6 protein-coding genes are annotated in these 13,872 nt (G+C 63.7%); 1 reads left to right on the top strand and 5 read right to left on the bottom strand.

Annotation, left to right across the window (positions count from 1 at the left end; all coding sequences use genetic code 11):
- Positions 1 to 2: 2 nt before the first annotated feature.
- From IPM84_16500 to ilvB, 5 genes are all read right to left on the bottom strand, one after another.
- Positions 3 to 4,766, bottom strand: a complete 4,764-nt coding sequence (locus IPM84_16500; protein MBK9094337.1) for a glutamate synthase subunit alpha — start codon at positions 4,764 to 4,766, stop codon at positions 3 to 5.
- A 102-nt stretch (positions 4,767 to 4,868) separates the two neighbouring features.
- The gene (locus IPM84_16495; GenBank protein MBK9094336.1) at positions 4,869 to 6,521 is read right to left on the bottom strand and encodes a 2-isopropylmalate synthase; all 1,653 of its coding nucleotides are present in this window, start codon (positions 6,519 to 6,521) and stop codon (positions 4,869 to 4,871) included.
- Between the two features lie 134 nt (positions 6,522 to 6,655).
- Positions 6,656 to 7,678, bottom strand: a complete 1,023-nt coding sequence (gene ilvC / locus IPM84_16490; GenBank protein MBK9094335.1) for a ketol-acid reductoisomerase — start codon at positions 7,676 to 7,678, stop codon at positions 6,656 to 6,658.
- A 35-nt stretch (positions 7,679 to 7,713) separates the two neighbouring features.
- The gene (gene ilvN, locus IPM84_16485; GenBank protein ID MBK9094334.1) at positions 7,714 to 8,256 is read right to left on the bottom strand and encodes an acetolactate synthase small subunit; all 543 of its coding nucleotides are present in this window, start codon (positions 8,254 to 8,256) and stop codon (positions 7,714 to 7,716) included.
- 34 nt (positions 8,257 to 8,290) lie between these two features.
- Complete coding sequence (gene ilvB / locus IPM84_16480) at positions 8,291 to 10,006, bottom strand: biosynthetic-type acetolactate synthase large subunit (protein MBK9094333.1); 1,716 nt, start codon at positions 10,004 to 10,006, stop codon at positions 8,291 to 8,293.
- Positions 10,007 to 10,612: 606 nt separating this feature from the next.
- Between ilvB and IPM84_16475 the strand changes: the two genes are divergently transcribed.
- The gene (locus tag IPM84_16475) at positions 10,613 to 13,663 is read left to right on the top strand and encodes a choice-of-anchor J domain-containing protein (protein ID MBK9094332.1); all 3,051 of its coding nucleotides are present in this window, start codon (positions 10,613 to 10,615) and stop codon (positions 13,661 to 13,663) included.
- Positions 13,664 to 13,872: the final 209 nt, after the last annotated feature.

Raw genomic sequence — 13,872 nt, 5'->3', positions numbered from 1 at the left:
ACTTAGTTCCCCATTCCCTGTTCCGTCTCTGCCTCTTCCACGACGCCTTCGTTCGCGGCCTCGATCGCGGCCACCTGTTCTTGTGGCGCCACACGCCAGAAGAGCGGCAGTTGATTCTCCCAGTCGGTCAGAATGGCGGTGGCGCGTGGACTATCGGTGCGTTCAAGGTGTCGTTCCAGCAGATCACGCAGCTCGGCCTCATGCTCGGCGCGCTCCACGCGGCGCAAGGCGACCAACTGGGTGTTGGCACGTTCTGGCAGCCGGTCGTCGCGATCGTACACGTACGCCGCGCCGCCGGTCATACCTGCGCCGAAGTTGCGACCGGTCTTGCCCAGCACCACCACCACGCCGCCCGTCATATACTCGCAGCCGTGATCGCCCACGCCCTCCACCACGGCGCGGGCGCCCGAATTGCGTACCCCAAAGCGCTCGCCGGCGCGGCCGGCCGCATACAGCTCGCCGGCCGTCGCGCCGTACAGCGCGGTGTTACCCAAAATCACATTGTGATGCCAGACATAGGTGGCCGCGGCCGGCGGGCGAATCACAATCTCCGCGCCGCCCAGACCTTTGCCCACATAGTCGTTGGCTTGGCCGGTCAGGCGCAGGCTCAGCCCGTGGATGCCAAAGGCGCCGAAGCTCTGTCCGGCCGTACCGGTCAGGGTGATGACGATGGCGCCGGCGGGCAAACCCTGGTTGCCGTAACGCTGCGCCAACGCGCCCGACAGGCGCGCTCCCACCGTCCGATCGGTATTGCGAATCTCATAACAGGGACGGTTTTCTGCCACAGCATCCAGTTCGCCATTTTCCCGTTCAGCCCACGCGGCCAGGGCATCCGCGGCCAGGCGATCCCCCAACGTGGCGTCGGGCGGGCTGGCGGGATGACCTTCAGCGTTGGGCGCAAAGCGGCGGGCGTAGCCGGTGTCAGGCACCCAGAGCAGCGGCAGCAGATTGAGATGATGCGCGGCTGCCCCTGTCACCCCCTGTTCCAACAGCTCCGAATGGCCGATGATCTCATCCAGGCTGGTTGCGCCGAGGCTGGACAGGATCTCGCGTACCTCCTGGGCCACTTGGGTCATGTAATCCACCACCATGTCGGGCGTGCCGGGGAACCTGGCGCGCAGGTCCGGCCGCTGAGTGGTGATGCCGACCGGGCAGGTGTTGAGATGGCAGGCGCGCGCCATCTTGCAGCCCACGGCCACCAGGGCGGCGGTGCCGAAACTGAACTCGTCGGCGCCGAGCAAAGCGGCCAGCACGACATCCAGGCCGGTCTTGAAGCCGCCATCCACGCGCAGCCTGACCCGACTGCGCAAGCCGTTGATGAGCAAAGTCTGCTGCGCCTCCGCCAGGCCCAATTCCCAGGATGCACCAGCGTTCTTGATCGAAGTCAGCGGTGAGGCGCCGGTGCCGCCATTGTGGCCGCTGATATGCACGATGTCGGCATGTCCCTTGACCACGCCGGCCGCAATGGTGCCCACACCGGCCTCGGCCACCAGTTTGACCGAGACCGCGGCGGCCGGGTTGATCTGCTTGAGATCGTAGATCAACTGCGCCAGGTCTTCGATGCTGTAGATGTCATGATGCGGCGGCGGTGAAATGAGCGCGACCCCTGGGGTGGTGTGGCGCACGCGCGCAATGTCGGCGCTGACTTTGTGGCCCGGCAACTGCCCGCCCTCGCCCGGCTTCGAGCCTTGGGCCATCTTGATCTGCAGCTCCTCGGCGGCCATGAGGTACGCGGGTGTGACCCCAAAACGACCGGAGGCGACCTGCTTGATCTTGGTGGCTGCGGGGGTGCCGTAGCGGTCTTCGCCCTCGCCGCCCTCGCCGCTGTTGCTGGCGCCCCCCAGGCGGTTCATGGCGATGGTCAGGGCCTCGTGCGCCTCGGCGCTCAAGGCGCCGTAGGACATGGCCGCGGTGGAAAAGCGGCGCACGATGGCCGCGACCGGCTCCACCTCCGTCAACGCGATGGGCTGACGGCCGCGGGTGACGATGCGCAGGAGGTCGCGCGGCTCGGTGGGTGGCCGGCGCTCGACCAGGTCAGCGAAGCGGCGGTAGACCTGTGATGTCACATCTCGCGGCCCGACTTTCTGATCGCGGCTCTTGGTCAGCCCGACCACCTCGTGCAGGGCGCGCACAACTTCCGGGTTGAAGGCGTGATATTCGCCGCCCCGCCGGGCCTTGTAGAAGCCGTAGCTTTCGAGCTTGACCTCAGCCGTGGCCGTGGCTGCCGCCAGATTGCCGTTGCCAGGCCCATTGTGCGCAGAACGCGGCGCCTGGCCCAATTCCACAGCCTGGGTCGCAAAGGCGCTGCGGTGCCAGGTCAGGACATCCTCGGCCAGGTCGGTGTAACCAACGCCGCTGATGCGGAAATTGGGTGTGCCCTCGAAGGCGCTGGCGATCAGATCATCGCTCAGACCGATGGCCTCGAAAATCTGCGCGCCGCAGTAGGAATCGAGCGTGGAGATGCCCATTTTGGACATCACCTTGAGGATGCCCTTCTCCACGGCCTGGATGAAGTTATGCTCGGCTGCTGCCTGGCTCAGCCCGGTGGCATGGCGGCCCCCCGCCTGCAAGCCCTCGGCGATGGCGCCGTAGGCCAGCCAGGGGACAATGGCGTTGGCGCCGTAGCTCAACAGGACAGCGAAATGATGAACCTCACGCGGTTCGCCGCTCTCGATGATGAGGCTGCAGTGCATGCGCTCTCCCAGCTTGATCAGGTGGTGATGCACGGCGCTGACCGCGAGCAGGGAGGGGATTGGCGCGCGCTGGGCTTCGACGGCGCGGTCGCTGAGAATGAGCAGGGTGCAGCCAGCGATGACCGCGGCGGCGGCCTGGTTGCAGAGGCGTTCGACGGCCGGCCGCAGTTCCTGATGCCCTTCCGCCACATCCCAGGTCATGTCCAGGGTGGCGGGTTTGAGGTGATGCCAGGTCGGGGGGCGCAGGTCGCGCATCTCGAGGCGCTTGAGGGCAGCCAGTTGGCTGCTGGTCAGGATGGGGCCGGGGATCTCCAGCAATTTGGCCGCAGCCGGAGTCTCACTCAACAGGTCGGCCCGGCGCCCCAAGCGTTGGCTGAGCGACATGACCATCTCTTCGCGCAGCGAATCAATGGGTGGATTGGTCACTTGCGCGAAGCGCTGCTTGAAATAGTGGAACAGCGGGCGCGCGACGTCAGACATGGCCGCGGCCGGCGTGTCATCGCCCATGGAGCCAACCGCCTCGCGGCCGTCCTTCCACATGGGGCGCAAGACGACCAGGAGCTCTTCGCGCGTGTAGCCGAAAGCAGCCAGGGGCAGGGTAGAATCTGGCGCGGCGGCGGTCGTCCTCTCTTCGTCGCCGTCGTCGCCGACCGCGTCTGCCGGCCCCCTGGCCCCCAAGTTTGGGGGGAGGGGGGGCGACGGGGGGAGGGGGGGCGCGTGGGCTAACACCTGATCCAGGGTGACCAGGTGCTGATCGAGCCATTGGCCGTAGGGCTGGCGCTCGACGAAGCGCGCGACAATGGTCGCGTCGTTTTCGATGAGGCCATTGGCGGTGTCCACAGCCAGCATCTCGCCGGGGCGCAGGCGGCCCTTCTGCACCACGCGGGCTTCGTCAACCGGCACCGCGCCCACTTCCGAGGACATGATGACAAGGCCGTCGTCCATGATCACAAAGCGCGCGGGGCGCAGGCCGTTGCGATCGAGCGCGCTGCCCACGATGCGGCCATCGGTGAAGCTGAGCGCGGCCGGGCCGTCCCACGGCTCCTGCAGACAGGCATGGTAATGATAGAAGGCGCGCTGCTGCGGGGTGACATCGGCGGTCCCTTCCCAGGCCTTGGGCGCCAGCATCATGAGGGCATGGCGAATGTCGCGGCCGGATTGCACGAGCAGATCCAGGGCGTTGTCGAGCATGGCCGAATCGCTGCCGTGCGGGGAAATGACCGGCGCCAGCACTTTAGCATCACGGCCCCAGACGTCGGAGCGGCCAAGATCGGCCTCGCGTGCCGTCATCCAGGAGGTGTTGCCCTGCAGGGTGTTGATCTCGCCGTTGTGGCAAACCAGGCGGAAGGGCTGGGCGCGCTCCCAGGTGGGGAAGGTGTTGGTGCTGTAGCGCTGATGAAAAACGGCAATGGCGGTCTTGAAGTCGGGGTCGTGCAGGTCGCTGTAGAAATTGGGCAACTGCGGCGCGACGAAGAGGCCCTTGTAGACCACCGTCAGGGATGAAAAGGATGGGATGTAGAAATTGCTGATGCTCTCGGCCCAGGCGCGCTGCGTGGCTCGCTTGCGCACGAGGTAGAGACGGCGCTCGAACTCATGCGTGCCGACCTGCGCGGGTCGGGCGACAAGGACCTGCTCGATGTAGGGGCGCAGGTTTTGCGCCCAGGGTCCCAGGGCGTCGCCGTTGACCGGCACATCACGCCAGAGCAGCTTGAGCAGGCCATACTCCGCGATCGTCTCTTCCAGGAGAGTGCGCGCGCGCGCGCGGTGTGCGAGGTTGTAGCGGGGCAAGAAAACCATGCCAACGGCCAGGTCGCCGCGGGCCGGCGGCTGCAGACCCTGCTTGAGCACCTCGCGCGCCAGCAGATCGTAGGGCAGTTGTGTCAGGACACCGGCGCCGTCGCCGCTCTTGCCATCGGCCGCAACTGCGCCGCGATGGGCATGATTGCAGAGCGCGGTCAGCGCAAGCTCAAGTACGTGATGGCTGGCCGCGCCCGATTTCTGCGCCACAAAGCCAATGCCGCAGGCATCATGCTCGAAACGCGCATCGTAAAGCGAGCCAGATGTTTTTGGCATGGGATGATCGCCGGTCTCTGGTCTCCACCCTCCGATCTCCGGTCTCAACTCCCCGGTCTGCATGTCCAACTCCTGCTTGCTCATGTTTTGCTCACTCTTCCGCTAGACCGCCACGTCCGACGCACGTTCTTCGCGCGCGGCCAGCAGCTTGTTCAGCGACTGAATGTAGGCCCGCGCACTGGCGACGACGATATCGGTGTCCACCCCGCGGCCGCTGAAGATACGGCGCCCTGCCCCTCCCTGCGCGGACTCGCCAGCGCCTACCGGCTCCGGCGCCTCGATGCGCAGGGTGACGTCAGCGACGGCATCCAGACCTTCATCAATAGCCTGAATACTGAACTCGACCAGTTTGTTGGGCACATCCACGATATGGTTGATACTCTGGTAGATGGCGTCCACCGGGCCGGTGCCGAAGCCGGCCTCGGTGCGCACGAAGCCGCCCTGGGCGTTGCGCAGACGCACGACGGCTGTGGGAATCAGGCCGGTTCCACACTGGACCTGGACGTTCTCGATGACCCAGGTCTCCGGCGGCTGGTAGAGCTCGTCGGCCACAAGCGCCTGAATGTCATTGTCGGTCACGGTCTTCTTCTTGTCGGCCAGGTCCTTGAAGCGGAAGAAGACCTCGCCCAAGTCCTCGTCGCTGAGATGATAGCCCATTTCTTCGAGTTTGAGGCGAAAGGCGTGGCGGCCGGAGTGTTTGCCCAGGACGAGGCGGCTGCGGCTGAGGCCAATCATGTCGGCGTCCATGATTTCGTAGGTGCGCTTGTGCTTGAGCATGCCGTCCTGGTGAATGCCGGCCTCATGGGCGAAGGCATTGGCGCCGACGATGGCTTTGTTGGGCTGCACGACCATGCCCGTGTAACGACTGACCATGTCGGAAGAGCGGTGGATTTCCTGGGTGACGATGTTCGTGTCCACTTCGAAGACCTGGCGCCGGGTGTAGAGCGCCATGGCGATTTCTTCCAGCGAGGTGTTGCCGGCGCGCTCGCCAATGCCATTGACCGTCACTTCGACCTGGCGCGCGCCGTTTTCGATGCCGGCGAGGGTGTTGGCGGTGGCAAGGCCCAGGTCATTGTGGCAGTGGCAGGAGACGACCACCTGGCGGGCGCCTGGCGTGTGCGCACGAATGTCACGAATCAGTTGACCATACTCGGCCGGCGTTGTGTAGCCCACGGTGTCCGGGATGTTGATGGTGGATGCGCCGGCGGCGATGGCGACGGTAAGCACCTTGTACAAGAAGTGGGGGTCGGAGCGGCCGGCGTCTTCCGGGCTGAATTCAACATCCGGGCAGAGGCTGCAGGCATAGGAAACCATCTCATGCACCTTTGCCATCACCTCCTCAGGCGTCAGTTTGAGCTTGAACTCCATGTGGATGGGTGAGGTAGCCAGGAAAGTGTGGATGCGGGGCCGCTGGGCATGGCGCACGGCTTCCCAGGCTGCGTTGATGTCGTGCTGGCTGGCGCGCGCCAGCCCGGCGATGATCGGCGGCGGCGCCATCTGGCCGAACTTGTCCAGCCGTGCTTCGACGCCCACGGTCTGCGCAACCTGACGCACCGCGTCCAGGTCGCCTGGCGAGGCCGCCGGAAATCCCGCCTCGATGATATCCACACCGAGACGGGCGAGCTGGCGTGCAATCTCCAGCTTCTCCTGCGTATTGAGCGTCGCGCCCGGCGACTGCTCGCCATCGCGCAGCGTCGTATCGAAGAACAGAATGACATCCCGTTCGATTTGATCGTTTCCTACAGCAGGTTTCATCTCTGTGCTCTCCAATCTCCAGTCTCCAGTCTCCAAAGAGAGATCAGGGATCAGAGACCGGAGACCGGGTGTGTGGAAGGCGGCAGTTCTGCCGTCTCCAATCTCCGATCTCCAATCTCCGATCTCCGCCCCCATCACGCCCCGCCCTGGCCGGGCACGACCTCGCGTGGGTTGATCCACGGCATCATGCGGCGCAGATCGCGGCCCACCTGTTCCAACTGGCTGTCGCGCTCGCGTGCGCGCACGGCGTTGAACCAGGGACGGCCCATCGCATTCTCTTCGATCCACTCTTCGGCGTAAGCGCCGGACTGGATGTCGGCCAGGATCTGCTGCATGGCGGCGCGGGTTTGGTCCGTGATGATCTTCGGCCCGGCGCTGTAATCGCCGTGTTCGGCCGTATCAGAGACCGAGTAGCGCATGAAGCTCAGGCCGCCGCGATAGAAGAGGTCCACGATCAGTTTCAGCTCGTGCAGGCACTCGAAATAGGCCACTTCTGGCTGATAACCGGCGCCAACCAGGGTGTCAAAGCCGGCCTTGACGAGCGCGCTGACCCCGCCGCAGAGCACGGCTTGTTCGCCGAACAGGTCGGTTTCCGTCTCCTCGGCAAAGGTGGTCAGGATCACGCCGGCGCGCGTGCCGCCGATGGCCTTGGCGTAGGCGAGGGCGTCGGCCAGGGCATGTCCGCTGGCATCTTGCTGCACGGCCACCAAACACGGGGTGCCGCCGCCCTCTTCGAAGACCTCGCGCACGCGATGGCCAGGCGCTTTGGGCGCCACCATGCTGACATCTACAAAATCGGGCGGCTGAATCTGACTGAAGCGAATGTTGAAACCATGCGCGAACATCAGTGTCTTGCCAGGCGCCAGAGCCTGCTCGATACTCTCCCGATAAACACGGGCCTGCGTCGTGTCGGGCAGCAGGATCATGATCATGTCTGCCTCGGCGCAGGCATCGCCCACGGTGCGCACGGTCAGGCCATGGGCCTCGGCCTGCGCCCAGCTCTTGCTGCCGGCGTACAGCCCCACCCGCACATCACAGCCGCTATCCCGCAGATTCAGCGCATGGGCATGGCCCTGGCTGCCATAACCGATCACCGCAATTTTGCGGCCCGCCAGCCGGCCCAGGTCGGCATCGGCATCGTAGAAAATCTTCGCCATCATTCCTCCTCAGAAAAAATCGTACAATCAATCCGCTACTGCGGCGCGTGGCCGTTGGTGTGGCGCCAGCCCGGTGTGACTTCCGTTTCGCGCGTGACGCTGTTGAGGCCGCGGGACATCGCCACACGACCGGTGCGCACCATCTCCTGGATGCCAAAATTGCGCATCAAGTCCAAAAAGCTGTTGATGCGGCTTTCGGGGCCGGTCATCTCCACCACGATCGAATCGAGGGCCACGTCCACGATGTGGGCGCGGAAGATATCGGTCAACTGCACGATCTCGGAACGCGTCGCGCCCTCGGCGCGCACGCGCACCAGCACCAGTTCACGAATGACGGCCGGCGCCTGGCTGATATTCTCCACCCGGTAGATGTTGATGACCTTCTCGAGCTGCTTGACCGCCTGATCCACCATGCGCTCATCGCCGTCTACCACGAAAGTCATGCGCGAGATGCCCTGCGTCTCGCTGTGGCCCACCGCCAGGCTCTCGATGTTGAAATTACGCCGGCGAAACATGCCGGTGACCCTGTTGAGCACGCCCGGCGTATCTTCCATCCACGCAACCAATGTGTGTTTCATCTTGCTTCTCCGATCTCCAGTCTCTAATCTCCGCTCACCAGCTCGGCTGCACCCCGCTGTACTCCTGCACAATCGCCATCGGGCGCCGGATCATCTCGTCCACGGCTGAGCCTGGCGCGACCATGGGATAGACATTGACCTCTTCTTTGACACGGAATTCGATCAGGAAGGGGCCGTCATGCGCATTGGCTTCGGCAAAGGCCGCGGCCACATCTTCCTTGCGATCCACCATGCGGGCGGGGATGCCGTAGGCCGCGGCCAGTTGAACGTAGTCCGGGCTGAAGATCGGCGTGGCGGAGTAGCGCTTCTCGTAGAAGAACTGCTGCCATTGGCGCACCATGCCCAGAAAGCCGTTGTTGATGATGGCGATCTTGATCGGGATGTTTTCCTGGACGATAGTGCCCAGTTCCTGCATCGTCATCTGGAAACCGCCATCGCCGACCACGGCCCACACCAACTGCTCAGGAAAGGCAACCTTGGCGCCCATGGCCGCGGGCAGTGAGAAGCCCATGGTGCCCAGGCCGCCGGAGGTGATGAGCTGGCGCGGGCGCTCATGCACGAAATACTGCGCCTCCCACATCTGATGCTGGCCGACATCAGAAACCACGAAGGTATTGCCCTTGGTGGCGTGCCACAGTGCGCGCATGACATAGGGTGGGATCAATTCATCCACCTCGGCCTGCACGATGTCGCGCTGATGGGTTTCATCCTGCCAGTGTTTGATCGTCTGCAGCCAGTCCGGGTGACGCGCCGGCTCGATGTGCGGCAGCAGCTCGGTCAGCGTCTCCTTGCAATCGCCCAGCACGGTCACGTCCGGCTTGACGTTCTTGCCGACCTCGGCCGGGTCCAGCTCGAAGTGAATGATCTTGGCCTGGCGGGCAAATTTGTCCAGGCGGCCGGTGACGCGGTCATCGAAGCGCATGCCGATGGCAATCAGCACATCGCACTGCTGCACCGCCAGGTTGGTGGCCGCCTCGCCATGCATTCCGCCCATGCCCAGGGCCAGCGGGTTCGTCTCCTTGATGCTGCCGATGCCCAAGAGGGTGGTGACCACGGGGATTTCAGCCTTCTCGATCAGTTCCATCAACTGCGCCTCCGCGCCGCCGATTTGCACGCCGTGGCCGGCCAGGATCAGCGGGCGCCTGGCGCGATTGATGATTTCAGCCGCCTGGCCGATCGCCTGCGGCGCGGGTCGGCGTGTGCGGGTCATACTCGGCAGGAAAATCTTCTCCGGGTATTCGAACTCATGCTTAGCATTCTGCACATCTTTGCAGATGTCCACCAGCACCGGGCCGGGTCGTCCCTCCCGCGCGATGTAAAACGCCTCGCGCATCACACGCGGCAGTTCGCGCACGTCGGTCACCAGGTAGTTGTGCTTGGTGACAGGCTGGGTGACGCCGGTCACATCGGTCTCCTGAAAGGCATCGCCGCCGAGCAGGGTGGTCGGCACCTGACCGGTCACCGCCACAAGCGGGATCGAATCGAGCAGCGCGGTGGCAAGCCCTGTCACGAGGTTGGTAGCCGCGGGGCCGGAGGTGGCCATGCAGACGCCTACCTTGCCCGTGGCGCGCGCGTAACCATCGGCCATGTGCGCTGCACACTGTTCGTGGCGCACGAGGACATGCCGCACAGGGTACTGCACCATGGCATCGTAAATGGGCAGATTGGCGCCGCCTGGATAACCAAAGACAACATCCACCCCCTCGCGCATCATGATTTCCCACACCATCTGGGCACCGCTCAGTTTCATCATCATCTCCTCATAGTTTCTGCGTACACCGCACCTGCCACAAATAAAAAACCCTGACCACCGTGCCCCCCTATAAGGAGACTCACCGTAGTCAGGGGCGCCATTGCAACCCGTTGGGCATCATCGCCGCTAAAAACTCAGAAGGCACACATGGGGGCGAGACCTGGCCTGTCAAGCGCACACGAACGGCTTCGATCGTGATGCGCTGGGATCAAAAAACAAAGAGAAACAAAAAACCTTCCCGGCGGTGGGAAGGCTTCTGCAACACTGCAAAGGTAGGTACGTTGCTACCGTGTCTGTCCCCCAACCGCCATTCGCTCCGGCCGGCTAATTACACCGACAAGGAGCGTGCTAATGACGATCGTCGTAAGGGACAAGGTTCTAACCGACACGGCTACCTCACTTCAAGACAGGCTACTTACTCTTTACGCTGGGCGGGAGTATAAACGCAATGACGCGTCTTGTCAAATGGGCTGCTTGGCTCACAGAATGTCCGCCAGGGTTTGGTCGCAGCGTGCGCCGCGTGCTATAATGGGCAGGCTACGGCAGCACCTCCGCTGTCTTCACTGAGGACATTCCCGCAGCAATCACGAATCTGACGTCTCGATGAGGAGTTTTTGCATGGCACGCTCACCTGGCTTTCGTCTTCTGCTCGCGCTCGTCCTTTGTTCCCTGCTCTTACCGGTTGCCCACGCGGCCCCGGTCGTCCCTCCCCACAGCGATGGATTCACCAATCCCATTGTCGCCCGCGTCTATTATGACGATGCGGCCCAGATCAAACAACTGGCCGATTTCGATCTCTTCGAATACAACAACACGACAGAGAAATATGTCCTGGTCGCGGTGGATCAGGACGAATACGCGGCGATCGAACGCCTGGGCTTTCGCCTGCAGGTTGACGAGCTGGAAACCGCCAACTTCAACCGTAAGCCTGAAATTTCGCCCGACCAAGTCAACGGCATTCCGGGCTACCCCTGCTACCGCACTGTCGAAGAGACCTTCGCCACCGCGCAGAGCATCGTGACGAACTATCCGCAGTTGGCTTCGTTCGTTGATGCCGGCAACTCATGGCAAAAGAGCGCCGGCCTGGGCGGTTACGACATGAACGTCCTGGTTCTAACCAACTCGGCTGTGCCTGGCCCCAAGCCCAAGCTCTTCATCACCTCAGCCATTCATGCGCGCGAGTACACCACGGCCGAACTGGCAACACGTTTCGCCGAGTACCTGGTGACCAACTACAACGTAGATCCCGATGTCACCTGGATCCTGGACTACCACGAAGTGCATCTGATGCTGCACACCAACCCCGATGGCCGCAAGCAGGCGGAGACGGGCCTCTCGTGGCGCAAGAACACCAATCAGAACTATTGCGGCGCCACCAGCACGAGTCGCGGCGCCGATCTCAACCGCAATTTCAACTTTCAATGGGGATGCTGCGGCGGCTCCAGCAGCAGCCAGTGCAGCGAGACCTACCGCGGCCCCAGCGCAGCCTCGGAACCTGAAACTCAAGCCGCGCAAGCCTACATGCGCGCCATCTTCCCCGATCAACGCGGCCCCCTCCTCACCGATCCGGCGCCGCCGGACGCCACCGGCGTCTACGTGGACATTCACAGTTACAGCCAACTGGTCCTGTGGCCGTGGGGCTTCACCAGCACCGTCGCGCCCAATGGCCCGGCCCTGCAAACCCTGGGCCGCAAGTTCGCCTACTTCAACAGCTATTTGCCTGAGCAGGCCATCGGTCTCTATGCCACCGATGGCACCACCGACGATTTTAGCTACGGCGACCTGGGCATCGCATCGTACACCTTCGAGTTGGGAACCTCTTTCTTCCAGGACTGCTCCACCTTCGAAAACACGATCCTGCCCACCAACATGCCGGCGCTGATCTACGCGGCCAAGGCCTCGCGCACTCCGTACATGACGGCCGCCGGACCTGATGCCCTCGGTGTGGCGGCTGCCCCTGTCACCGTCACCACCGGCGACCCGGTCAACCTGTCCGCGACCCTCAACGATACCCGCTTCAACAACAGCAACGGCAGCGAACCGACACAGGCCGTTGCCGCGGCCGAGTACTACATTGACACACCGCCCTGGCAGGCGGGCGCAGTAGCCTATCCCATGTCGCCCGCCGATGGCACGTTCAACAGCACGATTGAAAACGCCGTAGCCACGATCAACACCAGCGGCCTCAACAGCGGTCGCCACACCATCTTCGTGCGCGGCAAGGACGCCGCCAACAACTGGGGCGCGGTAAGCGCTGTCTTCCTTACGCTCTCGGTGTTCAGCGCCACGCCCGTCTCGCAGGCCATCTGCACGCCGGCCAATGCGGACTACACCATCAACGTCGGCTATGCCGGCGCCGTGACCTTCAGCGCCCTCGGCCACCCGCTCGGCGCCACGGCCACCTTCGCCCCCAACCCCGTGGCCGGACCGGGCAGCACCACCTTGACCATTGGCAACACCGGCAGCGCTGCGACGGGCAATTACACCATTGGCGTTACCGGCTTGTATAACGGCGGCTCGCAAACCAGCAACGTGCTGCTCAACGTGGCGAATGCCGCGCCTCCCGCGCCCATCCTGGTCAGTCCTGCGAACAACGCCACCAACGTGGCGAGCCAGCCAACCTTCACCTGGAATGCAGCGTCGCAGGCTGCAACCTACAGCATCCAGGTAGCACAAGACGCCGGTTTCACGAACATCGTCGCCTCAGCCACCGGCCTGACCGGCGTCAGCTACACCCCATCGGTCACACTGTTCACCAGTACACGCTATTACTGGCGCGTTTGGGCTGACAACGCCTGCGGAGTCAGCGCCTACTCGACCATCTTCACTTTCACCACCGTGGCCGCGCCCGGCGACTGCGGCCCTGGCCTTGTACCCAGCACGCTCCTCAGTGAAGATTTCGAGACCGGCCCCAACGGTTGGACGCTCGGTTCCGGCGGCAGCGGCAACACCTGGGCACTGTGGGGCACGCGCGTGCATAGCGGCCTGCAAGCCTTCCATGCCACCGATCCGGCTACCAGCAGCGACCAGCGCCTGGTTTCGCCGTCCATCGCCCTGCCCAGTGGACAAAATCCGCTGAGCCTCCAATTCTGGAACTACCAGTCGTTCGAACCGCGCTCCGGCGGCTGCTACGACGGCGGCATCCTGGAAATCTCCACCAACGCCGGCAGCACCTGGACGCAGATCACCAGCGGCCTGTTGACAGATCCCTACAACGGCCCGATCGGCAGCGGCAATCCCCTGGGCACAGTCAACGCCTGGTGCGGCGATCCGCAGGACTGGCTCAATTCGATCGTAGACCTCAATCCCTACGCCGGGCAAACCGTCAAGTTCCGCTTCCGTCTCGGCTCTGACACCAGCGTCGGTCGCCCGGACGGCTGGAACCTGGACGATGTCGTGGTCAGGTCGTGCCAGGTCGAAACCGCCTGCTACTGGGCCGATCCCGACTGTTCATGCCAGGAGGGCGGCGCCACCGGCATTGATGTGGTGGACATCGCCTTTACAGCCAACGCCTGGAACCTGTATCAGACCACCGGCGCCTACACGCGTGCGGCCGATGTGGACTGTCGCGCCAGCGGCGGCTGCGATCAAGTCAACGACATTCGCGACGTGCAGGCCGTCGCCTCCATGTGGGGCACCGCGTGCCCGGAGTAAGGCAGACGCCCTGAGCGGCGTAAGCAGGCTCATAGGCGGTCTGCGACTCAATCTCACTAACTTTCCGCTCACATGCGGTCCGCCACCCCCCGTCTTGTGCCAAAAGAGGATACCGTCTGAGCTTGTCGAAGAGGCGCCCACCGCGTCGCTTCGGCAAGCTCAGCGAGCGGCTCCTGCAAACCTGCCCCGGCAGGATTGACGAATCGCTG

The sequence above is a fragment of the Candidatus Amarolinea dominans genome (assembly GCA_016719785.1).
GTDB classification, from domain to species: domain Bacteria; phylum Chloroflexota; class Anaerolineae; order SSC4; family Amarolineaceae; genus Amarolinea; species Amarolinea dominans.
Note: the sequence above shows the minus strand (reverse complement) of the source record. Positions and strands in the feature narration are given on the sequence as shown.

Bases quoted from the DNA above. Each gene is read 5' to 3' on its own strand.
- IPM84_16500 (MBK9094337.1), bottom strand. From the start codon at position 4,766: ATGCCAAAAACATCTGGCTCGCTTTACGATGCGCGTTTCGAGCATGAT.
- IPM84_16495 (MBK9094336.1), bottom strand. From the start codon at position 6,521: ATGAAACCTGCTGTAGGAAACGATCAAATCGAACGGGATGTCATTCTG.
- ilvC (MBK9094335.1), bottom strand. From the start codon at position 7,678: ATGGCGAAGATTTTCTACGATGCCGATGCCGACCTGGGCCGGCTGGCG.
- ilvN (MBK9094334.1), bottom strand. From the start codon at position 8,256: ATGAAACACACATTGGTTGCGTGGATGGAAGATACGCCGGGCGTGCTC.
- ilvB (MBK9094333.1), bottom strand. From the start codon at position 10,006: ATGAAACTGAGCGGTGCCCAGATGGTGTGGGAAATCATGATGCGCGAG.
- IPM84_16475 (MBK9094332.1), top strand. From the start codon at position 10,613: ATGAGGAGTTTTTGCATGGCACGCTCACCTGGCTTTCGTCTTCTGCTC.